Below are 23,522 nucleotides of genomic sequence, written 5' to 3'. Positions count from 1 at the left end.
AAGCCTTTATGCATTCAGGCTGACGCTCTCCTGAGCTTTCAGCGCATTCGCTTCCTTCTTCGCCCGCGACGCCTTGTTCCGCTGCGAACGCAGCTTCATGAACGCCTTCGCCTCGACATAAAGCCGTGGTACATCACGGTTCACAACAGCCTTCCACACCACGCGGAACGCAGCCTTCGGACGGAAGTAATACTCGTCGTAGAACTTGTGCACCATCTCCATCACGTACTCGGTCGGCAGCCCCGGATACTCGATGTGCGCCATCTGATGACCGCCGCCATCCTCCATCTTTTCGTTTGTGATGAAGTCGTTGCGCTTGGCGTAGTCATAGAACTCCGTGCCCGGATACGCATGTGCAACCGACACCTGGACCGTCTCGCAATCCAACTGCTTCGCGAAGTTGATCGTGTTCCAGATCGACTCCTTCGTCTCACCCGGCAGACCCAGAATAAAGTCCGCATGGATGATCAGCCCGAGGTCGTGGCAATCCTTCACAAACTCCCGCGCGCGCTCAACCGTCGCACCCTTTTTGATGTTCTTCAGAATCTGCGGATCGCCAGACTCAAATCCAACGATCAGCAGCCGGCAGCCAGCTTCCTTCATCGCCTTCAGCGTGTCGCGGCTCGTTGTCACGCGGCTGGTGCAAGACCACGTGATGCCGAGCGGCTTGAGCTTCTCGCATAGCTCAATCGTGCGTCCCTGCTGAATATTGAATGTATCGTCGTCAAAGAAGAATTCCTTCACGAAGGGGAAGTTCTCCTTCGCCCAAGCCATCTCCGCCGCGACATCGTCGGTGGAGCGCTTGCGCCACGCATGGCCGCTCAGCGTCTGCGGCCACAGGCAGAAGGTGCACTGCGCCGGGCATCCGCGCGTCGAGTACAAGCTGATGTACGGATGCAGCAGGAACGGCACGTTGTACTTCGTTACGTCCATATCCCGCTTGTAAATCTTTGTCGCCCACGGCATCGCGTCCAGGTCTTCCACCTGCGGACGATCCGGGTTGTGCTGAATCACACCGCTCGCATCCTTGTAGCTGATGCCAAGAATCTCATTCAGAGGCTTGCCATTGGCATACTCCACCACCGAAAAATCGAACTCGCGGCGGCAGATAAAGTCGAGCACTTCGCACTCATTCAGAGCGCGGTCCGGGTCTGTCGTCACCGGCGGCCCGACAAAGCAGATCTTTATCGTAGGGTTCGCCTTTTTGATCGCGCGTGCCAATGCATGGTCGCCCGACCAGCCCACCGTCGAGGTAAACAGCACCAGGAACTCGTATCCCTTGGCAATCTCGATCGTCTCCTCCGCACTCACATGGTGCGGCGGCGCGTCGAGTAGCTTGGACCCCTCCAGCATCCCGGCCGGATACGCCAGCCACACCGGATACCAGTAAGACTCGATCTCACGAGTTGCGGGCCAGCGCGAGCTGGCGCCACCGTCAAAGTTTTCAAAGGAAGGCGGGTTCAGAAGAAGCGTTTTAAGAGGCATAATAATTCCTTTAGTTTACCACTTTGTTACCAGAAAAAGGTTGAGTCAACAGCATCTGTTGTTCCGTCTGCGGCACTCCGCGAGGTTCCGAATCCATCAGCCGTGCTTCATTGCAATCAATGAGTTACAGAGCCTGTCGGAGCGGTCTCTGACATTGCCGCCGCACTCTTCAGCCATTCCTCCAACTGCCCGGTCTGCCGCAGCAGGTTCACCTTCGCCTGGCTTAGCTGAAACTGCGCAGTCAGCAGATCAATCGTCTGCTGGCCCTCTTTCAGCCGCGCATTCTGTTCGTCCTCGGGCGTCAGCTGTGGCCCGCTCGAGCTCCCACTGTCCGCCGAGAGCTGTGCCAGCACCGTCTTTAGTTGCTCCTGTGCGATATCCTGGTCAATCTCTGCGAGCCTGCTACGTTTCTCCAGTTCCGCAGCACTTCGCCGAAGCTTCTTGCGACCTTCCAGGAATTGATCGCGCTGCGCCTCTGATTCAAAGTACGCGCGACTGGCTTCGGCCTTAGCCTCGTTCGCCTCGTCCTGGTGCCTGCGGTCGTAGATCGGTATCGTGAACTCAACGTACACACTCACGGCGTTCTGACTCGCATTCGGAGGGAACGGATAGTAATGGGTGTAATCGTTCTGACCCGTATCGATGCGGCTGTAGTTCACACCGAAAAGCATCTGCGGCCGCAGAAGATAGCGGTTCACTCCGAAGGACAGCTCTTGCTTGCTCTTCGCGCCGGCCAGAGCCGCCTTCACCCCAGGGCTATCTGTCTCGTTCCCGTTATCTGCCGCCTCTTGCACGTTCGGTAGTGCGGGAATTGAAGTGGATATCGCCGTCAGCCGATCGTCTGGCAAACCGATCAGCCGCGATAGATGATCACTGAGCTGCGCAATCTCATCCTGTAGATTCAGTTCGTTCAACTCAATCTGCGTCGCTTTGCGTTGCGCCTGGAGCAGGTCCATCCGGTCATCGTGGCCGGCATTCAAACGGTCCTCGACAATCGTAACAAGACGTGACGCGTCGCCATGCTCCTGCGCCATCACTGCCAGTGCTCGCCGGTCACTGTCCAGGTTCAGATACGTGACCGCGACGTCCTCTTCTACCTGCTCCCGCACGTCTTTCAAGGCAAATCTTGCTGCAGCGAGCCCCGCCGCCGCCGCCCGAATGTTGTCGTGTTGCGAGAAGCTGAAAACGAGCGATTGGCTTGTCAAGCTGAACACTATAGGCAAGCTTGTCGGAACACCAAACCCCTGTCCATATCCGGCATTCGCGCTCAGCGTCGGTACATAAACATCCTTCGTCTCTTCCAGCGCCGCCTCCGCCTTCTCCACCGCAGCTTCCGACATCCTTACCTTCGGATCGTTCTTGAGTGCGAGATCGACCGCCGTGCCCAGCGATATCTGCGCCGAGGCGCCTGCGGCAAACGCCGTCAGTATCAGCCACCCCATCGCCCATCTCATCCGCACCCGCATTTCGTCGGTCCTCAACCCTGCGTCTCAACCGCAATCCTGCAGCTCAAAGTTGTTGCAATGCCTGCTTCGCTGGCGCGTAGCGCGACGCCATCTGCAGCGCCGTCTCAAACTCGATCTTAGCGCCCGCCTTATCTCCCTCGTTCTGCAGCAGCTTGCCAAGCATCACATGCACCTTGATCGCCGGAGCATCGTCGCTCTTCACACCACTTCCGAGGTAGTCCCGCAATGCCTTCTCCGCCAGCTCCGGTTCGCGATGCATCCTATCCAGAAGGCTGGCCGTATCCACTAGGCTCGCATCCTTGGCTCGATCGACTGCAAGCCCTTGCTTCAGCGCTTCCACCGCCTTGTCATACTCCCCACGACGGCGATAGAACGCACCCAAATCATTCCACGCGTCCGCTCGGTTGGCCACCGCAACGGCTGCCCGAAACTCGCGCTCGGCCGTGCCATAGTCCTTCTTCTTCTCCGCCGTCATGGCAAGAATTCGATGCGCTGGCTGCGGCCGTAGCGCCATCGCCTGGTTCGCCAACGCAGCGGACTTATCCAGGCCACCACCGATAATCATCGGCGCATCGATATAGAACTCTCCCAGATCATTGATCGCATCACCATTTCCTGGATCTAGCGCCACCGCCGACTCAAACGCCGCCCTTACCTTCAGTGCAAGACTAAGGCCGGCAATCGGCCCCGCACGCTCCGCCTTCATCCCATACGCTCTCCCCAGCCAGTCCTGCGCATCGCTACTGCGGGGAAGTATTTCTGTCGCTCTTGTGCATGCGTCGATAGCCTCCTCCGCATGCGCCTCGGCATAGAAGCTGCGGCAAAGCAGTAGATACGCCTGTCCATCCTTTGGATCCGCCGCTGCAAGGCGCTGAGCTCTCGCCACCGCTTCATCGATCTGGCCCTGCATCAACGCCCGCTCAGCCGCCGCCCGTTCACTCGCCGATCGGTCGGTCATCACCCGCGATCCTGCGTGCAAATCTGTCGCCCCGCCGCCAAGCAGCAAAGTTATGAGCAGTAGGTTCAAACCCAAGGCTGGCCGTATCGTCTCGCGGACCGGAGGCTCGATGATGGATCTCGTCACGGACATCTCACTTAGCGATGCACCTTCACCCGAAGACCATCGGTCAATTCCTCTTCGGTCACTGCACCAAGAGCCACCAGGTCGCCCTTGTTCAGTCCGCCTGTGATCTCAAAACGCTCATTGTTCGATAGACCCACCGTCACCGGCGTCTTGACCAGTCGGTCGCCGACGATGCGGAATACCGAATTGCTCAACCCCTTGGTCTGCAACGCCTCGCGTGGCAGGCTAAGCACGTTTTCGTGCTGCACCTCCATCACCGACACCGTCACGTTCGTGTTCGGCAACAACACCCCGTCAGCATCATCCACGCTGATCAGGCACTCTCCCACGTTGCGCGTTCCACCGTAAGTGATGATCGTGGTCGGAACCTCCACAATATGTCCGTGCCAAAACTCAGTCGGCTTCGCCTGCCACGCGATCGACACTGGCTGGCCAACCTTCAACTGACCAATCTCCGGCTCGTCGAAGTAAGCCCTGATCTGCAACTTCTTCAGGTTTGCCACCTGAACCAGCGTTTCACCGCCTTGGACAAACTGATACGGCGTCACCGGTATGGCATAGACTGTTCCCGCAAATGGCGCATGAATATCTACCCCCGCATAGGCCGACTGCGCTGCGTCCATTCCCGCTTGCGCCTGTGCAACCATCGCCTTCTGCGCGCGCAGGTCGTCGGCCGAGTACCGCGCACCCTTCGCGGCCTGCAACTCATTCACCTTCGCCTGCGCAGCCGTCAATTGGTGCTGCGCCTGCGCCACCTCGTTCGCCGAAGCTGCTCCCTGCGCCTGCAGCTTCTCCAGCGCCGCAAACGACCGAGTATCCTGCTGCACCTGCGCCTTGGCCGCGTCGATATCTGCCGTCGAAGCCACCCGCTCCGCTGCCGTCCCGCCCTGTTCTGCTGTTTGCAACGCCAGCCGACTGCTAGCTAGGCTAGCCTCCGCCGTCGCAAGCTCTTTGCGGGCGTCCGTGTCATCCATCCGCACCAGCGCCCCACCGATCGGCACTTCCTGACCGAGGTGGACGTATACCTTAGCCACCACGCCCGGCAGGGGAGCATGACCGTCGAAGTTCTCCAGGGGCTCCACTCGACCGTTCGTCGACTTCGTCTGGGTAAGCGTCTGCGGTTCCGCCCGCGCAGCCGTTACCTCCACCAGGGAATGCTGGCTGCGTATATAAAAAACCAACGCCATCCCTGCCGCCCACGCGACAAGAAGCCATATCCACCCGCGCGATCGTTGCGAAACTTGTTGAGCCATAAGCAAAAGTCAGTATATAAGACGCACCACATGCTCTCGACGCATCAAAACTTTTGCTCGCCTCGAATATCAGACGCAAATGACATCTACGTCATACGCTGCCGGGCACCGATGGTCGGATTCCCACAATCTCCAGCTCCCATCCCCCATACGCCGGGTGCCAGTTCCTGCGCAGTCGATAGGCAAGATCCACTAGGTCTCCGCGCGACCATCCACCGTCCTGCGCCATCGCCGCCCAATCCGTCCTCCGGCTCCAGGCCATCCCACCAAAACTCTTTCCATCCGTGACGTCCTCCACCGCAACACGCAGATGCCGCTCCTTAATCACCTTCAGCGCTGCCGAAAGCCTTACCCCGCGACTAACGAACACCGGCTCCGCATTTCCAATCCCAAATGGCCCCATCTGTTCCACCGCCGCCAGAAACTCCTCCGTCAAATCCCCCAGCCGCACCGCCGCATCGCAAGCCAGCTCCTCCACGACCTCGTCCGCATCCTGGCGCTCCGTCGCGTACCGCACAATCCGCTTTCGCAGCTCGTCGACCCGTCCTGAAACCAGCGAGAATCCCACTGCATGCGCATGCCCCCCAAACCGCGCAAACAATCTCTCCTCACCCTCTCGGTCCACCGCTGTCAGCGCATCCAGCAGATGGAACCCGCTCACCGACCGTCCCGACCCATACGCCAGGCCATCCTCGTGCGTGATCACCAGCGCCGGTCTCCCCGTCTTATCCACCACCCGTGATGCTAGGATCCCGATCACCCCGCGATGCCAAGCCGACCCCATCTCTGCGTCGTCCAGTACAAAACAAGCCGGCGCACCCTCAGCCATAGCCTCAATCTGCGCCTCAATGGCCCTCAGCGCCTCTGCTTCGCTAGCCCTCCGCTCGTCATTCAGCCGATGCAGCTTCTCCGCCAGCCCGCGCGCCTCCGCCCCATCCCGCGTCAAAAACATCTCCACCACATCCGAAGCAATATCCATCCGCCCCGCCGCATTAATCCGCGGCGCCAGCCGAAATCCCACATCGGTCGCCGAGATCGGCCGAGCCGTATCAATCTGCGCCAGCTCCATCAACGCCCGTAGCCCCGCCTGCGACGGCTTCCGCAACTCCACCAGCCCCAGCGACGCAATCGCCCGATTCTCGCCCGTCAGCGGCACCGCATCCGCAATCGTCGCAATCGCCAGCAGCTTCAGAAAAGAGGGAAGCGTCTTCTCCCGCAACCGAGCCCGCCCTTCTTCATCCGCTGCCGTACTCTCCAGCAACGCCTGCGCCAGCTTGAACGCCACGCCCGCCCCGCACAGCTCCTTATACGGATACTCATCTCCCGGCTGATTCGGATTCAGCACGGCCAGCGCCTCAGGCACTCCCTGCACCCCATCCGGCAGATGATGGTCAGTCACAATCAAGTCCAGTCCCACCCGCTTGGCCGCCTCCGCCTCGGCAAATGCGCGTATCCCCGTGTCGACGCTCACGACCAGCCGCACCCCCTCTTTCGCCGCCTCCTCAATCCGGGCATCCTGCATCCCGTACCCTTCGCGAAGCCGGTGAGGAATGTGGTATCGCACATCAGCCACCACTCCAAGCGCAACCCCGGCCCGCTCTATCGCTGTCTTCAGCAGAACCGTAGCAACGGTCCCATCCACGTCATAATCCCCATAGATCAGCACCGGCTCCTGCTTCTCGAGCGCCCCTCGTAGTCGCGCCACCGCCGCCGTCATCCCCAGCATCAGGTAAGGATCATGCAGTTGCCCCAGCCCCGGCCGCAGAAACCCCTCAGCCGCCTCCACCGTGTCAAACCCCCGGCAAATCAGCAGCCGCCCAATCGCCTCTGGAACCCCCAAGGCCCGCGCCAGCCCCACCGACGCCTCACTCTCCCGCGCCGCCACCAACCAACCGTCCACCCGTTCTTGCTTCACGTCCACCGCAGCGCCGCCTGCTCTGTCTTCTCTACGCTCTACCCTCTATCCCCTACACTCTGCTCTATTCTTCGTCCCGGTCATCCACAATAATGTGTCCCAGCTCCGACACCGACTCCATCAGCTCCTGGAACAGGTCATACCACTCCGTAGCCGTCTCATACAGAAAGATCACCCCACCCTGCGCGAATCCCAGCTGCAGATATCCCGTCTTGCCCACATGTCCCATCAGGCTCTGCGCCTCTTCCAGCTCGCCCGAATCCCCATCCGGATACGCCTGGTCCCGCACCTGCGCGATCAGCGTTGACACATCCTCCGGCTCCAAAATCACATCGCTCATCGTAATGAACGGAGCATTGGCGGCCTTCGCATGTTCCACGAAGTCCTTCCACCCGTCCACGTCGTCTTCCTCGAACAAAACCGTCGGCACATCTTCCGGCACAAAGCTCTTCATCCGCCGCATCCCGTGCCCGGCGATGAACGCAATCATGTCATCTTTTACTGCTGTCAAATCATCAAATCCCATACCCTATATTCTCGCACGCTAGCCCCACCCCTGCCGCATCTCAGCCCCCCATCCTGTGCATCCAATCCCTATGCCAGTCTTCGAACATCACGTTTTTGTCTGCCTCAACGAGCGCGACGATTCCGCCTCCCGTCCCAGCTGCGGCAACAAACACAGCAAGAGACTCCGCGGCGCCCTCAAGGATGCCGTCAAAGCCGCGGGCCTCAAGCACCGTGTCCGCGTCAACGAAGCCGGTTGCCTCGATCAGTGCGAGCACGGCCCCGTCCTCGTCGTCTATCCCGAAGCCGTCTGGTACGGTTTCGCCGATCCTGACGACGCCGAAGAGATCGTCCAGGAGCACCTTCTCCACGGCCGCCCCGTCGAGCGCCTTCGCCTTCCCGACGCCTGCATCAACACCGACCACTGCCCGCACCGCAAGAAGTGAAACCTGCGTGCTACCCTATCTTTGCCCATGATTTTCTCGAAAGATTACGTTAGCTACCTTGCCCGCCAGACCAGCAAACACCTGGTGGCGACAAAGATGATCAAGACCGATAAGCCGGCCGTGGTCGATCAACGACTCTCTGCCGCCCTCATAGAGGAACTCGCCCTCGAAGATCGCATCAACGACGAAGTCCGCGTCATCCTCGAAGCCTTCCAGGACGACATGCTCAAAACAGGAGCCAGCTACCCCGAGATGTTCAAAAAAGTGAAGCAGGAGCTCGCTCGCAAATACAAGGCGGTCCTATGAGTGCCATGCGCGGAGCACCTGACATCAAGTCTTCCAACACCACCCGCATCTCCGACGACAAGCTCAATAAGCTAGCCCACACCGTCGCCGACACCCTCGCCGAGATTGACGAAGTCGACTTCCTCGAAGACCGCAACACCATCCGTCAGGAAGCCCGTAAAGCCCTCACCAAGCTTCTCCTCGAAGAGGTGAAGATCGACGCCGCCGCTCGCCAGAAGATTGCCTCCCAGCGCCGCATCATCCCCGAAGGCTCCCAGGAATGGGACATCCTCTACCGCAAGTACTACAACGACGAAGTCAAGAAGCTAGGCATCTAGGCCGGTTTTTGTCGTCGGTCACGCCACACCACCGCACCGAAATCCGCTTCTTTGCGGGTCCGAACTTTGCTATACTTACGAAGTCGCAGCGGATTCTCCATCCGTTCATGGCGTTATGGTGTAACTGGTTAACACGTCGCCCTCTCAAGGCGAAGAGTCCGGGTTCGAGCCCCGGTAACGCTACCAAAATCCTCTTATAAATCAATAAGTTGACTCGAAGCGCGCGGAGTCCTTCGTTTGCCCTTTTGGTTCTGGTGGCACTTTGGTGGCACTTTTGTCTTAGCAATGAGCGGCGTGAATTCATTGTGGGGACCGCGCTCTGCGTGAGCGCAAAGCATCCTCCAAGAACTTCAAACTTCTTACCGCAGAGTTGTAGGTTAGAGTCGTATCTCCGGAGCCATAACGCCATAACTTCAGTTATTTGAAGACGGCCATCGAAAGACAACCTTCTGACCTGTGGGTTGGTGGCTATGGGAAACATTGGCGATTAATCGGTAGTTGACTGCGGCCAAGGTCACAACGATCCGTAGTTTCCCAAAACCCCGTTTTGCGGGAACCTCCCCAGCAATTTTGTGAAATCGCCCCGATTTGCCGTTCGGGGTTTTACGTAGTGGTAGACCATGACCATAATCTACCCTCTGTGATGTCATTTGAACGGTCGAAGCGCACAATGGCATACTTAGATTCGATCACGATGAATCGGTTAGCAGGAAAGGAATGCCCGTCGAAATCCTCGCCGGGCAGTGGAGCAGTGGTTTGAATCGCACACGAGCTTTCCTTCTGAAATTCCGCTCACAGATGTTGATGTGTCTCTTCTTTGCGCTCTTGGTCGCCTCACCTGTGGCTGACTCGCATCCCTATATCGGATTTGCGTTAACCATCCTGTTGGAAACTGCACTGCTTGTAGGTTGCAGCTACATGGCGAGCGGACGGATTCTTCGCTTGGTAATCTATCCTCTTGCTGTTCTTTGGGTGCTCGCGCATGTCGCACAAATGCGAATGGGGGAAGGCTGGCACATTTCGCCCTACATCGGTCTGGCGCTCTCCTGCTCGATCGTATGGGGAATCTTGTCACGCTTTAACAGCAAGGCCCGCATCTCTGCCGGCTCCATCTCCGAAGCCATCATCAGCTACTTCATCATCGCCGTGGCGTTCTCGCAGCTCTATTGGATACTCGATCGCCACATCGCCCATTGCTTCAACTCCCCCGTTCCAGCAAACCAGCAGAGCGAGTACCTCTACTTTTCACTCTCCACCATTACCACCGTCGGGTATGGGGACATCGAGCCCGTCAACCATTACGTTCGGTACATTGCCGCTTCTGAAGCCGTCATCGGAATCTTTTACATTGCCGTCGTGATCTCTCGTCTGGTTGCGGGTTATCGTGTCGAAGGCAAAGTGGATACCTGATGGCTGATGACCGCCTTCCGATCGTGAGAGCCCACCATGCCGGATTATCTGCACGTTCGGCTATCTCGGCTAGTGCGGGCTATCACCAAGTTTCCGAAAACACCGTTTTCAAGGAACAAGCCAGCTGTACAGTGGAACCGCTACGAAGAGGCAGCACTCTCTAGTTGGGTGATGGTCTGGAGAGATGCTGAATTAGAAGAACTGGGACTAGAGCGTCTTTCTCTGCGGTGAGCTTCAGTCCGAGCTGATCTTGTATGGCGGTATATAGGGAAGGCGCATCAGAGCTTTCGCTTGGGGGTGGAAGTCTCAGACCAACTTGCCTGAATTGGGAATCATCGGGCGTCCACCTGAGTAGAAAGTCATACTTGCCCGCTAAACCGGTATGGTCAACCACCGGCCTGTCCAGGATCCCTGATTGTAAAAGCCGCGCAAAATCGGACATCGAGAGATTTACTCCTTTCATTGCCGCGACTTTTGGAAACCCTGGTTGCATAAACAATCCCGGTTTTGAGTCTACGGGCTCCGAGGACTCGGCTAGCTTCGGACCATTTTTCGCAAGCGAGAGGGCATACGCTGCGTGAGGCCGATTTTCGGATTGTGCCGTGAGCTGAAATCGCTCTGCGAGTAGGCCACGAAGCATCATCTTGATTTGGTCCAAGCTCGGATCACCCGGGATGCCTGATACTGCGTCAATGTCGAACTTCTCGGAACTGGACCATGAAGGAGATCCGATAATTTGATCATCATGCAGATCGTAAGCAAAGCCGATCAGAAACAATACCGTCGTGCCGTACATAGTGACACGGTGACCCATTGCGCCCGGGCTGCTGTTGCTACTGTTGGGGCTGCTTGGCTTTATTGTTGCGACTTCAAAGTGAGCGTCAGAAGCTGTCGATGCGGTACTATTTGCCTGACTCCTTGCAGCCACGTTTTGAGCGACGACGCACGTGCACGTGATTAGCAGGGGCAACATCGACTTGCGCGTGATCGTCATTTAGATACCTTCTTGGTCAGGATTTTTGCTTCTCCTGGAAGACGCACAGAACACAGGAATGGAAGCAGGTACCCTTGATTGGCGGCGATAAGGTCTGAGGAACAGCGCGGTCCAAGGTCGAATGCGACAAAATCGGCCGCGTCTGCGGTCAAGTAGCTCCTCGAAAGTCGCATTTTGAGCAACTTCGCCGTAGTTTCCCGAAACCCGTTTTCGAGAATTTAGAAAGCGCATAACGCGATGCGTGGCATCGAGAGCGATCTGCTAACGTGGTGCCATGCTCAACATTTGGCATGCGCTCTGGCGCGCAATCGAGCCATACGTTTTTATCGTTGGAGGGGGTGGCTTTCCTTGTCCTGATCGTGCGAGGGCTGCTTAGAGGTGAAACTGCGGCAAAGGTTTGCAAGCAGCACGATAGAAGCGAACCCGCGCCGAACTGGTCCTGAAGAGATTGTGTTGCGGTCCTCAATGACTGGCACTCCACGTCAGAACGGAAGTGTCGTCACACCGTCCGCCTCTCAACCAGCCGCACCAGCTCCGTCAATGCCCGTTGGCCCACCGAATCAGGGCATCATCAACAATGCTCCGAACCAAGGCATTCAAAACAACTGCGCGCCTGGTGTCGTGAACTGCGACCAAAGCACCCACGTAGAAATCGGTCCCCCACTTCCCAGCGCCAACCACATAGAGCACACCTTATCCAGGCAGGAACTTGAGACATCCTATGGGTACCATCTATCGCAAGGTGGCCCCGACATCGCTGCAATAACACTCGTCATTGGCGTCGATAAAGTCTTTCAACTACCAGCATTCTCGTTCGAGTGCGCGGAACCGTGCCGATTGGGTCCTGCAAGGATCTCGATTCCGAGAGGGCAATTCATCGCGACCGAAAATGCAGACCTAGCAGGCGCTTGGGTATCAAAGGATTCGAGGTATTACACAGTTCTCTTATCTAACCCGCTTTCTCCTAGACAAGGACTCGTCCTACTGGTGACTTCTTTCAACTCTGAAGTTCCGAAGGTTGTAGGAGTAGTGAGCGTACATCCGCCTAACCAGTAATCGGAAGGGCGGCAGGAGTTCTGATGCGTCCACGTGATGGCGTAGATTGGCACTCGCCACCCATAGGCGAAAAGGTTGTGCAAGGAGATCCAGCACGGTGAGATTCTCAAAAGCCTTTGTATATAGAACTCTCCTGGTTGTCGCGGGCGCGATTGTTCCTGCCAGAGCCACGATGCTCATCATCATCTACACACCAGATGGTTACTGGATCGGCGCAGACAGCGCGAGAACCTTTGATGGCAAGCGCGTCGCTACGGTTTGTAAAGTCCATAGCACCAAATGGGGTCTTGTATTGAAAGCTGGTGTGGCAGCTGGCACAAGTGCGTCAGGTGAGAGCTATTCAACCGATGCGCAGCTAAAACAACTCATCGATGATTCTGTCAGCATAGAGGACTTGGAGCAGAAACTAAGGTCCCAATATGTCAGAGACATTGATACGGAACTAGCATACATATTGAACGATCCCAATGTGACGGCTCAGACCGTCGAGCGAACAGTATTTCCTACGCCCGTTCCAATCGACCTTATTCCTGCGATGGATCGGCTGATACTCTTAGTTCCCAACGATGATATTGCCATTCCCGCTGACACTCTGACTGTGGACCCCTTCAGTGAGCCGCTGCCAGCTCCCTACTATGGCAAGTTTCGATATGAGGCTTTCACACCGGTGAATTGGGTTCCTGTCCAAACTCTGCCACATAAAGTTCTGATGGATGGCAAGTGGAAGACCTTCCCGGACTCGGTCCAAATTTTTTCGTATCCAGTGCAATACGACAGAGAGAACTCATGGGTGATCGGCCATCCGCAACAAGCGATACTCGAAATTCTAAACATTGGCCACCATGAAGACTCGTTAGGTATTGGGCCGCCATATGTCATCTTGCATGTGACAAGAACAAAAACCCACAAGAACGTCTATCACTGGATTTCCAAAAAGCCGTGCGATTCGTGGACCAGCGACGTTCCCCCTCATTCATTTCTCGACCGTTTCAGAAATCCCCCTCTGTAGCAGGTGACCGTTTGAACTCTAGATAGGTGTCAAGTGTCAGATTAATGCTGTCCACTGGATAGCATCGATCTTGCCTGTGTATCTGCTTCCTCTTGCGACCGCAGGTACCTCATAGGTGAGGTTTATGTCACTGTGCCTCATCCTCGCCTGTACCGTGCGAAGGTCAAGGCCAGCACTCAACAGCCGGCCCGATAGTGACCTGACGTTGTCCGAGCTTAGATGGCGCGGAGGACTGCCGGAGCGATCCCGCCGTGCTGCGATAACAGAAAGTGGATCGAGCCATGCTCCTTGCCGAACGCGCGACCAATCTCATGCAATGACTCGCCCACCTTCCAACGCTGCCATATCTCAGCCTTCTGCTCCGCAGAAAGCCCATACCGTCTCCCTTGTCTCACAACACCACCTCCAAATCAGATAGTGTTGCATCGACCCGTTGAGACCGCCCGCGTTTTCGGCAACTTCGGGTTTGCGGACGGCCGTTTGTGGGGCTACAAGCGCTACGTGAGCCAGAAATTGCATGTATCCAGTATTCCGCCCGGAGGCCTGCTCCGACAGGTGAAACTACGTTTTGACTTGACTGTGCGCGCGCGCAGAGCGTCACTATCTATGTCGGAGAGAGGTCCGGCAGCATGGGCGATCAAATCACGATCAGCAATCTTATTGAACAACTATCCGGAATGACGCGCTCACAGTTAGCGGAACTTTGGGAGGAGCAATTCGGAAATTCTCCGATTCCTGGGCTTCGAAGGGAACTGATGCGGCCGGTGCTGGCCTTCCGTATCCAAGAGAAGGCCCATGACCTATCTTCCAGAAACCTGCCTCAAGCCCGGGCCAATGATTCCAAACGGCTGAAAGCAGGCACCCGCATCGTGCGGGAATGGAGGGGCAAGCTCCACGAGGTGGCGGTAACCAAGGATGGCTATGAGTACGACAGAATGGCCTACAAAAGCCTTTCCTCAATTGCAACTCATATCACGGGAACAAAGTGGTCCGGTCCAGCCTTTTTCGGAACGAAATCAACTCGGAGAAGGAAGTGATCCCATCCGGTAAGCCCACCCGCTGCGCCATCTATACCCGCAAGTCTTCAGAAGAGGGTCTTGACCAGTCCTTCAACTCTTTGCATGCGCAGCGGGAGGCCTGTGAGGCCTTTGTCCTGAGCCAGAAGCATGAGGGTTGGCAGATGATCTCCGCCCACTATGATGATGGCGGTTTTTCTGGTGGGAACATGGAACGGCCCGGGCTAAAGAAACTCTTGACCGATATCTCTGCGGGAAAGGTCGATACAGTTGTTGTCTATAAGGTAGATCGCTTGACGCGGTCGCTCTCCGACTTCGCTCGGATTGTGGAGTCCTTCGACAGCAAGGGCGTCAGCTTCGTTTCCGTTACCCAGCAGTTCAATACCACCTCCTCGATGGGGCGGCTCACCCTCAACGTTCTGCTCTCGTTTGCTCAGTTCGAGAGGGAGGTCACTGGGGAGCGGATCCGGGATAAGGTGGCTGCCTCCAAGAAGAAAGGCATGTGGATGGGAGGGCTCGTTCCGCTGGGCTATGACTTGGCCAATCATCAGTTGGTCGTCAATCCAAAAGAAGCGGAGGTGGTGCGAAAGATCTTCGCTTTGTATCTCGAACTGCGAAGTGTGACTGCGTTGCAGGAGAACTTGAAGGGATCCGAGATCCGAAGCAAACGGAGGACCAGCTCGACTGGACGACAGTTTGGTGGCTCCGTACTCTCTCGAGGAACCCTCTATCACCTGCTCAACAATACGGTGTACATCGGCAAGACAATCCATAAAGGGGTGCTGTACCCGGGCAAGCACGAACCGATCGTTGATGTTAAGACGTGGGATCGATCTGCGAATCTCCTGAAAGAGAATCGGGTGTCTCGCAAAACAAAACATAATCTTGCATCGGGTCGCATGCTGCAGGGCAGGCTTACGACGGCGGATGGAAAGATCTACACGCCGACCCATGCAAATAAGAATGGGCGACGCTACTTTTACTACATGCTGAGGGACAAAGGGTACTCGGCCCCCATCAGATGCCTCCCGGCGGTCGAAATCGAGACCCGAGTGTTGTTTTCAATCAGCTCTTTCCTGGCCGACCCCATACGGGTTGCAGATCAGTTTCCTGGGCTCGACGTACGAGATATGAAGCTGTTGATCTCCGCGGCTCGTCACCGCGCGGCCTTGTTGATTGATGGCACGGTAAGGCAGAAGGACGAGGTCGTCGGGTTGACGCGAGCCCGGATTGTGGTGATGCCCTCCGAGTTGCTCATCGAAATAGACCGGGGCGCCATTGGTCGAGAGTTTCTTGGTCGGGAGGCCAACTCCGAGGTCTCGGGGCTGGTCGAGATTCGAGAACCGTTCCAATTCGCCCGGAGAGGCAGCGAGGTTCGGTTGATTCTTACCAGCGACGAGCAGCCTAATCAAGATGCACTGCCTTCGCTGGTCAAGGCCGTAACCCTGGCCAGAACGTGGTACAAGTGGATCGTCAATGGTGAAATCAGGACTATGCGCGAGCTGGCCCGGCGTGCCGGCATGGAACGACACTATACTGCGCGGCTCCTGCGGCTTGTGACGTTATCTCCTCAATGGGCGGAGGCAGTCCTCAGAGGGGACCATTCCCCGTTGCTTACGGTCGCGCAGCTAACGACCAATCTCTCGATGGAATGGGAGAAGCAGCGCCTTCTCCATTAAGCGACGTGCGTCAGCTTCTAAGCTTTGTGCTAGCGCTCGAACGCCTGAAGAGAAGGCTCCTCGCTCCCTTTTACTGACTACGGAAAAGCACTCGTCACATTTCGCCAAGCAATTCTTTTATTCCGTTTCCTCTGAATCGATCTTTACGATCTTCGAACTCGGTTTAGAGAGAAGCTCTGCGATCCGGCGCTCTACCTCTTCTCGCGTTTTAGGGATCTCGAACTCCTTCACATTCGCCTCCAATCCGTCACGAAAAGTTGAACCGCTAGTTTCAGTCGGGATTTCATTCTCCCATAGCGAGAGTCTCGCGATGAGCATTTTTAGGTCCGATCGACCGCCCTTCACGGCATTGTTGACTAGCACCTTGGCAACCGCCTGCATTTTCGAGATGCGTTTGCGCTTGCCGTTTTCGGTAACTAAGATCTGCGAATTAACCTCTTTTTTTAGGATCGAGTCAAACGTCGATTGGTTCTTAGGCCTCCCCTTGGGATTGCCCGATACACCTTTTTGGAATTGAGACGCCGTTGGCGGCTTACCATAGCCAACTTTGTAGTTCCGTGTGTCCCCGGATTTCATTGTTGCCCTCCTGGAGTCAGGCTTTTATTGGTCGATCTCACTTGTTCGACATTTAGATCGTCCGGTTCATTGCCGCTGCAAACCATCCTGTTCTCCTGCCGGGCATCGAAAAACTCGCCACTACCCGCGCAGACTGCAGACTGGCCTGTAAATCTTTGCCACCGTCGAATGGCAGTATCGACATATCGCGGATCGAGTTCGATCCCGCAGCAAATTCGTCGAGTCCGTTCTGCCGCAATAATGGTCGTCCCGCTACCGAGGAATGGGTCGAGAATAATGTCTCCACGAGACGTGCAGTCCATAATGGCATCAGACACGAGCGCGACGGGCTTCACTGTAGGATGTAGGGCAAGAAGGTTGCCTTCGGAATTCGATCGAGAGAACGAATTCGCGCCTGCATAACTCCAGACGTTCGTGCGGTTCCTTCCAAACTGGCCCAGTTGAACGTTATTTTGATGCTTTCCATTTCCGTTTTTGAACACGAAGATCAATTCGTGTCCGCTCCTGTAAAAGCTACCCATACCTGCGTTGTCTTTGGTCCAGACACATAAATTCAATAGACATGGGTACGCCTCTTTGCCCGCGGCAAGAATCTCGCTGATGTGGCGCCAGTCCATGAAGTAGAAGTTGATAGCGCCACTGATACTGTTTGCCACAGCCGCTTTCATCGCTTTGCTTAGGAAATCGGTAAACTCCGCGGATGACATCTCTCCCGAAGCCATCGCAAAGTCTCGATGGCGGACCTTGCCCAGGCCACTCGCATGACCATCAATTTGGACATTATAGGGAGGATCAGCGATGACCGCCCGAGCCAGTTTTCCTTCCATGAGCTGGTAGCTTTCTATTCGGAGGCTATCCGCGCAAGCTATTCGGTGCCGACCGAGTTGCCATACGTCTCCAGGGTGAGTGACGGTTGGCCCTTGGGGCTCGGGAATATCGTCCGCTGGATCGGAATCGTTCGCGCTCGCTGACGATAGGCCGTCGATCAGAAGATCGATTTCTGATGTCTCGAATCCGATTACATCCAGACTGAAGTCGAGTTCTGCCTCGGCAAGAATCTGCAACTGTTCCCCTAGCAGTCGGTCGTCCCACCTGGCGTTCTCGCACAGCCTATTATCTGCAAGCAGGAACGCTCGTTGTTGATGTTCGTTCAAATGCTCAAGGTGAATTATCGGGACGTGATTCAACTCAAGCGAGCGTGCAGCCAGCACACGCCCATGGCCAGCGATTACGTTGAGATTCTTGTCCACTAAAATCGGCACATTGAACCCAAAAGCTTCAATGCTTTGCGCAATTTGACGGATTTGTTTGTTGCTATGAACGCGGGGGTTCTTAGGGTTCAGCTTAAGTGAAGTAAGCAGTCCCTGACTGATCGAAAGAGTTGAAGCATTGGCTGCCACAAACACGCCCCATAACTGAAATGACATGCCCCCCTTGAGTGCCAAGTTCAGGGGGGCGAGGCAATGCTGGTGACACGTAGATTGTGAAATTAATTGTGCCACGAGATTTGGAGTTGAGGATCACTCCGTGCGCATTTTCCTGTGAAAATCAAGTTCCTATTCTTTTTCTAGCTGCCCCCGAACGGGTCCCGCGCTCACATAATGGGCCGTTTTGCTCAACAGAGGATCTAGCCCTTCGGATTCCGTAGCTCGATAGGAAAACATAATTTGTTGGCTCGGATCGGAGCTTTGAATAAACTGGACGGCGTCGCGCATCGCCGCGACGGCTCTGGCAGGTGGAGCGTGCCGACAAGATGGAGAGCCTTTGCTTAGACAACGCAGTGAATGGTTACTCTTTGAGGATTGTTCCAATTGCAATTGCCTCTTTAGGCAAGGGCGTCATCGACATGAAGACCTCCTTCCAAAATCGGCAAGGTCACTAGCATCAACCTCGTCGACGACACTACCGAGATGATGGTCATCAGCCAATTCGGCAAGATCATCCGCATCGACACCAAGCGCGTCCGCGCCGCCGGCCGCAGCACCTCCGGCGTCAAGCTCCTCGACCTCGACACCGACGACAAGGTAGCCAGCCCGACGGTCATCCCCCCGAAGACCCCAAAGTCAACGGCCACGACGGCACCCTCCTGCAATAGCTATCTTCGCCACCGCGACTGATTTCAAGAGGAACAAGACGGCAAAAAGCACCTTTCAAAGCTGGTCGGTTTGGAATAGCATTTCCGGTGGCAATCTCGCTTGCGGGAATCCTAGTTAAGGTGGTTCAGCGTCGACAGGAGACATCAGCCAAAGCAACTGCTCAACCGGGGCGCTCACGGCCGTTCGGCTGGATAACTGCTTTGAGGTGGGGGAAGATCTGTCCACTAGACGGATTCAAATATAAAGATGCACGGGCGATCGCGTTAGCCTCTTCTTGAGGAGCCATTACCCGTCCGAACTGGAGTGTCACGATTATGAACTTAGATTTCCTGTAGCAATGCCGGTAAAATAGAGCCATAAGTTACTGTTTCTAAAGGTTTGGCGGTGGCGAGAGTCGGAATCGAACCGCCGCTTCTAAACAGTCTGGTCGCTTCCGCCGACAAGCTGTCAATACCACGTTAGCCAAATTTCTAAGGGTTGAGTCGCTCGACTCTCTGAGATGTGAGGTGGAGGAACAAATTTCTCCGGTCGATTTGTTAAAGCCCGAATTCTCCGATATTTGGAGAATTCAGGCCCAATGCCGAAGCCCAGAAGCTCCTGATGCTTCTCTACCACACATTCTTGGCTCGAATTTGCACGTATGCGCGCGTATTCTGCACTTTATCTCACTATGGCCGGCACTGAGTCCACATCTTAAAACTGAATGGCGGAGGGAGAGGGATTCGAACCCCCGTAGCCCGTTAGGGCTAAGCGGTTTTCAAGACCGCCTGTTTCAACCACTCACACATCCCTCCACGCCGGGTTGCGCAGTAACTTCAGGGTAGCAGCAGAAGGACCTCCGGCGAAGTCGTCCCGTGTGCGTTATGACGTCCAAGGCAGGTTCTCGAGCAGCTTTCCGCTCCGATTCACACCTCCAGAAGCAAGAACTAGAACCTAAAACTGAGAACTGACAACTGAGAACTGACAACTTAACGCGTCTCCCCCACCACCACGGACCCCGGCTCCACCTTCATCAAATACCCCGGCGCCGGCTGCAGCAGCGACCGCATCGAGTTCAGCGCCACTCCCCCAAGATCCGTCAACACCACCGGCCTGTCCGACAAATTACAGGCCGCCACCACCGTCGTCGAGGTGCGCGAGTTGGCCGGCGCGTGCCGCACCCACACGAGTGCGCCCACGTCATCGCGATTCAACACCGTCTGCGCTCCACTCCGCACGGTCGCATTGTCGTGATGCAGGCGGATCAGTTGCTTATACAAATTCAGTAGCGACAGCGGCTCATACGTCTCCGTCACCACACTTGCGGACGCACCGTTCGGAGCCACCATCGCGGCATCAACCTCCCCCGCTGTAAATCCCGGCATGACTGCGATTTTCTCCGGAGTCGGCAGATCCGCCTCCTCGACGACCGGCATCACAGGTGCCGGAAAAAGGTTCTTTGGCAGCGGTCGTATATATGGCTGGAAGGACTTATATCCGGCACCGGCCGCCGCAGCTTGCGCGTCCGTCGGCGACGCAGGCTTTCGCGTCACATTCGTAGGCGTCCACTGCATCAGCGGCCGGTTTATCCCCGCCATCTCCAACCCCAGCTCCTGCCCATAGTCCAGCAGCACTGCCGACCGCGACGCCAGCAGCATCACCGCCAGCGCCCGTTCCATCGCCTGCCGCCGCGCAGGGTCCGCAATAGCCGGCGCCCGCACTGCCACCAGCATCGGATTGTTCGCCATCTGCGACCGCGACATGGTCTCGTGCCGTTGCGAATGCCGTCCCCGCGCAGGGTTCGCCGCCGCAGCAGATTCGGAAGCCGATGCTGCCGCCGCAGGCTCCGCGTTCTCTGAAGTATTGCCAAGAGCGGCCATCCACTCTTGACGCAGCACCCCCACCGTCGGCACAGCTCCGCCCGTCCCCGCAGCCCCCAGCGGCGCACTCGCCGTCAGTTGCGCATACTTCGCCAGCCCATTCTGCAGCATCGCGTCCTGCGGTTGCGCCGCACCGTCGGCCACCAACACTCGCTCTCCGGGAAAGCTGTTGGTCAGCGCGCGCAGTTGTTGCAGCAACAGCGCAATGTGCGTTCCGCCATCGATCTTTTCCAGCACCGGCGTTGGAACAAAAATTCCCGCGGCTCCCTGGTTCAGCCACGCCCGCGCCATCTGCACATACTGCGCGTCCGCCTGCTGCGACGTTGGAGCTCCCAGGTCCACCAGCACCCGCACATGCCGCCCCACGGCCTCGCGCACCAGCGCATCGAACGCCATGCTCACCTCGGCCGTCGGCAGCAGCGTCGCCTTGCCGCCTGCAGGCGCTGTCTCTACGATCACCGCATCCACGCCCAGCGCTTGCAGGTAGTCCAGTCGCTCAGCAATCCCCGCCAGGTCGCCCTTGCCACTACCCGTCGAGTCCTGAAATTTCGTTGGATCGATCCGGTAGAACACCGCCCGCTTCCACCACAGCTCAACCGACACACCCGACCCCGCCCAGTTCTTCTGCGCCAGCACCTGCGCGCGAGAGACCGCAGGCAGGCACCCAATGCCCACGCCGAGGCAAATCAAAGCAGCCCTAAGAATGTGTCGTGCTGGTGATGGGGTTGAGATCCGCATAGATAAAACTGTCGCGCTCGACCACCTCGCCGGGCGACACGTCAATGCTACCGGAGAACATCGGCCCGCCGCTCACGAACGTATGAAACTCGCCACGCTCCCCACAAGGGTCAACCGTCTCCGGCAGCTCAGCCAATAGTTCGGCGTCGAACACCCGACCCGCAAACTTCCTGTCCATCTTGCGCGGATCAACGCACACCAGGTGCGCCCGTATTCCCGCGGCAATCATCGAGTGCGCCAGCTCGTCAGTCGGAATCAACCAGCAGGGAAAGATTGGCTCCAGCCCTGTAGCCGCCATCTTCTCCACCCGGTACGTTCGTATGTCCTCGAGAAACAAATCACCGAACGCAATCCCATGCAGCCCCTCGGCCACCGCCCGCTGGCACACCTCGGCCATGAGGCCCTCGTAGATCTCGTTGGAGCACGGCCACGGTAGCGGCACCTTCCACAGAGGCAGCCCCGCCGCCTTCCCCTGCAGGTCCAGTAGCTCTTCCCGAAACCCATGCATGGCCACACGACCGAAGTGCTGGTTGACGGTCGTCAGCAGACCCACCACCTCATACTCGGGATGATCCCGCAGCAGGTGCAGCGCCCAGGCGCTGTCCTTGCCTCCCGACCAGCTCAGCAGAATGCGCTTCTTCTCCACACCCCATCCTAGCCGCACCTGCGCGTCCCGAAACCGGGCTAAAGCAGTCGCTGCGTAACCCGAAACAGGGCTAAGTCCTACGCGAAATTCACGGTTTGCCGAGGTATGCGCGGTACCGGGTCTCCACCACACCCGTATTCCGAGCCAGCTGCAGCTTCGCTACGTTGTACTGATACAAGGAGTTAACCAGCTGCGCCTGTGCGCTAGCCACCGACCCCTGCGCATCCACCAACGGCAGGTTGTCATCCACCCCCGCCGCAAAACGATCCCGCTCATCCGCCAATTCCTGCTGCGCCAGCTCCACATTGCTCTGCGCAACCCGGACTAACTCCTTTGCTGCGTTCACATCCAGCATCGACGTACGGATCTGCGCGTCAATCGTAACCCGCAAATCCGCCTCCCGCTGATGCAAAGCAGTCAACTGCGCATCCACCACGTCCTGCTCCCCCCGCTGCGCCGCCTCTCGGAAGATAGGCACGCTCAAGGACCCCTCTGCCGTGAAGATTCCGTGATACGAATCGGAAGTTGTCAGTCCAATGACTCCATAGAATCCGTTGAATGCAAGTGTAGGCAAACGTTGATACTTAACCGCCTTCAGTTCGCGCTGCGTAAGGGCGATTTGCTCCAGCACGCTGAGGTAATCCTTGCGGTGTTTGTAAGCGGTAATCTTCGCCGCATCCAGATCCATTGCAGCGAGTTCCGCAAACGGCGCAGCGTCGGTGAGTTCCAGCTTTTGCCCCGCCGGCAATCCAAGAATCCGCGTCAACTGAATCGTATCTTTCTCAAGCTGCGACTGGGCTGCCACGACATCCTGCTCGCGCTGCTGATATTCCACCTGTCCGCGCAGCGCGTCGAGGTTTGTGCCGACGCCCGCCTGGTGTTTCTGTGTGGCCTGATCGAACAGCGTGTTGGCGGAGCGTTGCTGCGCCTCAGTATTCGCCACATTTGCCTGATCAGCGAGCACTTGGAGATAGCTCGTCCCGATGGTTAGAACGAGATCACCGTCATCCGTAAGCCTTTGCAGATCAACAACTCGCGTTTCATTAGTCGTTCCACGATATAGCTCATAATCGGGCAAATTGAAGAGGACCTGGCTGGCGTTGACCGAAGCCTGGGTCGTCTGAACTTTCACGATCTCATTGAAGACATACCCCGGCGGCAGAAGCCCCGGAGGCAAGCTGGCGAATAACGAAGGCTTGAAGCCCAGGGCAGCGAGATTGAGCTGCTGAGCACTGCTCTCGGCGTTGACGCTCAGATTTGGAATGAGCGCATTTAACACCCCGAGCGTGTCGCCTTTGACGGCCCGCATATTGGCGCGATCGTACTTGAGCCGTACATTGCGAGCCAGGCCAATGGACATGGCGTCGTCAAGCGAGAGGGGCAGGGCAGCATCGTTGGCGCGATCGACCGCCAGACCACCTGGCCCGGTGAAGCTGCCCTGCGCCTTGAAGACAAATCCCGAACCGGTCGGCCTGCTAAGTGCTTCGTTTTGAGCGGCAACGATGGCGCCGGGATCGGTGGGGAGGGCTTCCTGTGTCTGCGCGCAGGCAGATAACGTAGTCAGTGCGCCAGCCGCGGCAAGCACGATGCATGCTGCACGGTCGAGAGACTTTAGGTTGGAAAAGATGGTTGTCACTGCATTCTTAGATTGCCATGTACGGGGTGGA

Annotated in this window: 21 protein-coding genes and 2 tRNA genes; 8 read left to right on the top strand and 15 right to left on the bottom strand. The window is 57.0% G+C overall.

Features of this window, described 5'->3' with window-relative positions; all coding sequences use genetic code 11:
• Positions 1-6: 6 nt before the first annotated feature.
• From hpnJ to GSQ80_RS13220, 7 genes are all read right to left on the bottom strand, one after another.
• Positions 7-1,485, bottom strand: a complete 1,479-nt coding sequence (gene hpnJ / locus GSQ80_RS13250) for a hopanoid biosynthesis associated radical SAM protein HpnJ (protein WP_158788074.1) — start codon at positions 1,483-1,485, stop codon at positions 7-9.
• Between the two features lie 116 nt (positions 1,486-1,601).
• The gene (locus GSQ80_RS13245) at positions 1,602-2,966 is read right to left on the bottom strand and encodes a TolC family protein (RefSeq protein WP_158788073.1); all 1,365 of its coding nucleotides are present in this window, start codon (positions 2,964-2,966) and stop codon (positions 1,602-1,604) included.
• Between the two features lie 28 nt (positions 2,967-2,994).
• A complete protein-coding gene (locus GSQ80_RS13240) occupies positions 2,995-4,035 on the bottom strand; it encodes a lipopolysaccharide assembly protein LapB (RefSeq protein ID WP_254059624.1) in 1,041 nt (346 codons plus the stop codon).
• Between the two features lie 11 nt (positions 4,036-4,046).
• Positions 4,047-5,222, bottom strand: coding sequence for an efflux RND transporter periplasmic adaptor subunit (locus tag GSQ80_RS13235; protein ID WP_158788072.1), 1,176 nt, complete (start codon positions 5,220-5,222; stop codon positions 4,047-4,049).
• A 157-nt stretch (positions 5,223-5,379) separates the two neighbouring features.
• Positions 5,380-7,209: a single-stranded-DNA-specific exonuclease RecJ gene (gene recJ, locus GSQ80_RS13230; protein ID WP_158788071.1), complete on the bottom strand. Its 1,830-nt coding sequence runs from the start codon at positions 7,207-7,209 to the stop codon at positions 5,380-5,382.
• Between the two features lie 58 nt (positions 7,210-7,267).
• Positions 7,268-7,729 carry a hypothetical protein gene (locus GSQ80_RS13225; RefSeq protein WP_158788070.1) on the bottom strand — a complete coding sequence of 154 codons (462 nt, stop codon included), beginning with the start codon at positions 7,727-7,729 and terminating at the stop codon, positions 7,268-7,270.
• A gap of 40 nt (positions 7,730-7,769) precedes the next feature.
• Complete coding sequence (locus GSQ80_RS13220; RefSeq protein ID WP_158788069.1) at positions 7,770-8,132, bottom strand: hypothetical protein; 363 nt, start codon at positions 8,130-8,132, stop codon at positions 7,770-7,772.
• A gap of 48 nt (positions 8,133-8,180) precedes the next feature.
• Here GSQ80_RS13220 and GSQ80_RS13215 point away from each other — a divergent pair, with 48 nt between their 5' ends.
• From GSQ80_RS13215 to GSQ80_RS13200, 4 genes are all read left to right on the top strand, one after another.
• Positions 8,181-8,459, top strand: a complete 279-nt coding sequence (locus GSQ80_RS13215; protein ID WP_158788068.1) for a DUF507 family protein — start codon at positions 8,181-8,183, stop codon at positions 8,457-8,459.
• Complete coding sequence (locus GSQ80_RS13210) at positions 8,456-8,776, top strand: DUF507 family protein (protein ID WP_254059623.1); 321 nt, start codon at positions 8,456-8,458, stop codon at positions 8,774-8,776. Before GSQ80_RS13215 ends, GSQ80_RS13210 begins: the two co-directional genes overlap by 4 nt.
• 109 nt (positions 8,777-8,885) lie before the next feature.
• Positions 8,886-8,962 (top strand) — tRNA-Glu (locus tag GSQ80_RS13205).
• Between the two features lie 531 nt (positions 8,963-9,493).
• Positions 9,494-10,186, top strand: a complete 693-nt coding sequence (locus tag GSQ80_RS13200) for a potassium channel family protein (RefSeq protein ID WP_158788067.1) — start codon at positions 9,494-9,496, stop codon at positions 10,184-10,186.
• 160 nt (positions 10,187-10,346) lie between these two features.
• On the opposite strand, the gene GSQ80_RS13195 is transcribed toward GSQ80_RS13200, so the two are convergent.
• Positions 10,347-11,180 (bottom strand): TIGR03435 family protein, encoded by an 834-nt coding sequence (locus GSQ80_RS13195; RefSeq protein WP_158788066.1) that lies wholly within the window; start codon positions 11,178-11,180, stop codon positions 10,347-10,349.
• 1,153 nt (positions 11,181-12,333) lie between these two features.
• Between GSQ80_RS13195 and GSQ80_RS13190 the strand changes: the two genes are divergently transcribed.
• Positions 12,334-13,245 carry a hypothetical protein gene (locus GSQ80_RS13190; protein WP_158788065.1) on the top strand — a complete coding sequence of 304 codons (912 nt, stop codon included), beginning with the start codon at positions 12,334-12,336 and terminating at the stop codon, positions 13,243-13,245.
• 215 nt (positions 13,246-13,460) lie between these two features.
• On the opposite strand, the gene GSQ80_RS13185 is transcribed toward GSQ80_RS13190, so the two are convergent.
• Positions 13,461-13,640 (bottom strand): hypothetical protein, encoded by a 180-nt coding sequence (locus tag GSQ80_RS13185; RefSeq protein WP_254059622.1) that lies wholly within the window; start codon positions 13,638-13,640, stop codon positions 13,461-13,463.
• 234 nt (positions 13,641-13,874) lie between these two features.
• Between GSQ80_RS13185 and GSQ80_RS13180 the strand changes: the two genes are divergently transcribed.
• Positions 13,875-14,282: a DUF2924 domain-containing protein gene (locus tag GSQ80_RS13180; RefSeq protein WP_158788064.1), complete on the top strand. Its 408-nt coding sequence runs from the start codon at positions 13,875-13,877 to the stop codon at positions 14,280-14,282.
• Positions 14,279-15,940 carry a recombinase family protein gene (locus GSQ80_RS13175; RefSeq protein WP_158788063.1) on the top strand — a complete coding sequence of 554 codons (1,662 nt, stop codon included), beginning with the start codon at positions 14,279-14,281 and terminating at the stop codon, positions 15,938-15,940. Before GSQ80_RS13180 ends, GSQ80_RS13175 begins: the two co-directional genes overlap by 4 nt.
• Before the next feature lie 117 nt (positions 15,941-16,057).
• Here GSQ80_RS13175 and GSQ80_RS13170 read toward each other — a convergent pair whose 3' ends face one another.
• Both GSQ80_RS13170 and GSQ80_RS13165 read right to left on the bottom strand, forming a co-directional pair.
• The gene (locus GSQ80_RS13170; RefSeq protein ID WP_158788062.1) at positions 16,058-16,516 is read right to left on the bottom strand and encodes a DUF5681 domain-containing protein; all 459 of its coding nucleotides are present in this window, start codon (positions 16,514-16,516) and stop codon (positions 16,058-16,060) included.
• A complete protein-coding gene (locus GSQ80_RS13165; RefSeq protein WP_158788061.1) occupies positions 16,513-17,943 on the bottom strand; it encodes a DNA methyltransferase in 1,431 nt (476 codons plus the stop codon). Before GSQ80_RS13165 ends, GSQ80_RS13170 begins: the two co-directional genes overlap by 4 nt.
• Positions 17,944-18,426: 483 nt before the next feature.
• Between GSQ80_RS13165 and GSQ80_RS13160 the strand changes: the two genes are divergently transcribed.
• Positions 18,427-18,633: a DNA gyrase C-terminal beta-propeller domain-containing protein gene (locus GSQ80_RS13160; RefSeq protein ID WP_371315714.1), complete on the top strand. Its 207-nt coding sequence runs from the start codon at positions 18,427-18,429 to the stop codon at positions 18,631-18,633.
• 683 nt (positions 18,634-19,316) lie between these two features.
• On the opposite strand, the gene GSQ80_RS13155 is transcribed toward GSQ80_RS13160, so the two are convergent.
• The 4 genes from GSQ80_RS13155 to GSQ80_RS13140 all read right to left on the bottom strand — a co-directional run bounded on the left by GSQ80_RS13155 (position 19,317) and on the right by GSQ80_RS13140 (position 23,491).
• A tRNA-Ser gene (locus GSQ80_RS13155) sits at positions 19,317-19,406 on the bottom strand.
• 174 nt (positions 19,407-19,580) lie between these two features.
• Positions 19,581-21,146 (bottom strand): hypothetical protein, encoded by a 1,566-nt coding sequence (locus tag GSQ80_RS23770; RefSeq protein ID WP_158788060.1) that lies wholly within the window; start codon positions 21,144-21,146, stop codon positions 19,581-19,583.
• 22 nt (positions 21,147-21,168) lie between these two features.
• A complete protein-coding gene (locus tag GSQ80_RS13145; RefSeq protein WP_158788059.1) occupies positions 21,169-21,855 on the bottom strand; it encodes an ATP-binding protein in 687 nt (228 codons plus the stop codon).
• Between the two features lie 88 nt (positions 21,856-21,943).
• Entirely contained in the window at positions 21,944-23,491 is a 1,548-nt protein-coding gene (locus GSQ80_RS13140) for a TolC family protein (RefSeq protein ID WP_158788058.1), read from the bottom strand.
• Positions 23,492-23,522: the final 31 nt, after the last annotated feature.

It is taken from the genome of Granulicella sp. L46 (assembly GCF_009765785.1).
Lineage (GTDB): Bacteria > Acidobacteriota > Terriglobia > Terriglobales > Acidobacteriaceae > Granulicella.
This window is presented reverse-complemented; position numbering and strand designations above follow the sequence as displayed.

What these genes read in the sequence shown, in the direction of transcription:
- GSQ80_RS13195 (WP_158788066.1), bottom strand. Translation starts at nt 11,180, where the DNA reads ATGACGATCACGCGCAAGTCGATGTTGCCCCTGCTAATCACGTGCACG.
- GSQ80_RS13165 (WP_158788061.1), bottom strand. Translation starts at nt 17,943, where the DNA reads ATGTCATTTCAGTTATGGGGCGTGTTTGTGGCAGCCAATGCTTCAACT.
- GSQ80_RS13200 (WP_158788067.1), top strand. Translation starts at nt 9,494, where the DNA reads ATGCCCGTCGAAATCCTCGCCGGGCAGTGGAGCAGTGGTTTGAATCGC.
- GSQ80_RS13215 (WP_158788068.1), top strand. Translation starts at nt 8,181, where the DNA reads ATGATTTTCTCGAAAGATTACGTTAGCTACCTTGCCCGCCAGACCAGC.
- GSQ80_RS13160 (WP_371315714.1), top strand. Translation starts at nt 18,427, where the DNA reads ATGATGGTCATCAGCCAATTCGGCAAGATCATCCGCATCGACACCAAG.
- GSQ80_RS13210 (WP_254059623.1), top strand. Translation starts at nt 8,456, where the DNA reads ATGAGTGCCATGCGCGGAGCACCTGACATCAAGTCTTCCAACACCACC.
- GSQ80_RS13225 (WP_158788070.1), bottom strand. Translation starts at nt 7,729, where the DNA reads ATGGGATTTGATGATTTGACAGCAGTAAAAGATGACATGATTGCGTTC.
- GSQ80_RS13170 (WP_158788062.1), bottom strand. Translation starts at nt 16,516, where the DNA reads ATGAAATCCGGGGACACACGGAACTACAAAGTTGGCTATGGTAAGCCG.
- hpnJ (WP_158788074.1), bottom strand. Translation starts at nt 1,485, where the DNA reads ATGCCTCTTAAAACGCTTCTTCTGAACCCGCCTTCCTTTGAAAACTTT.
- GSQ80_RS13235 (WP_158788072.1), bottom strand. Translation starts at nt 5,222, where the DNA reads ATGGCGTTGGTTTTTTATATACGCAGCCAGCATTCCCTGGTGGAGGTA.
- GSQ80_RS13180 (WP_158788064.1), top strand. Translation starts at nt 13,875, where the DNA reads ATGGGCGATCAAATCACGATCAGCAATCTTATTGAACAACTATCCGGA.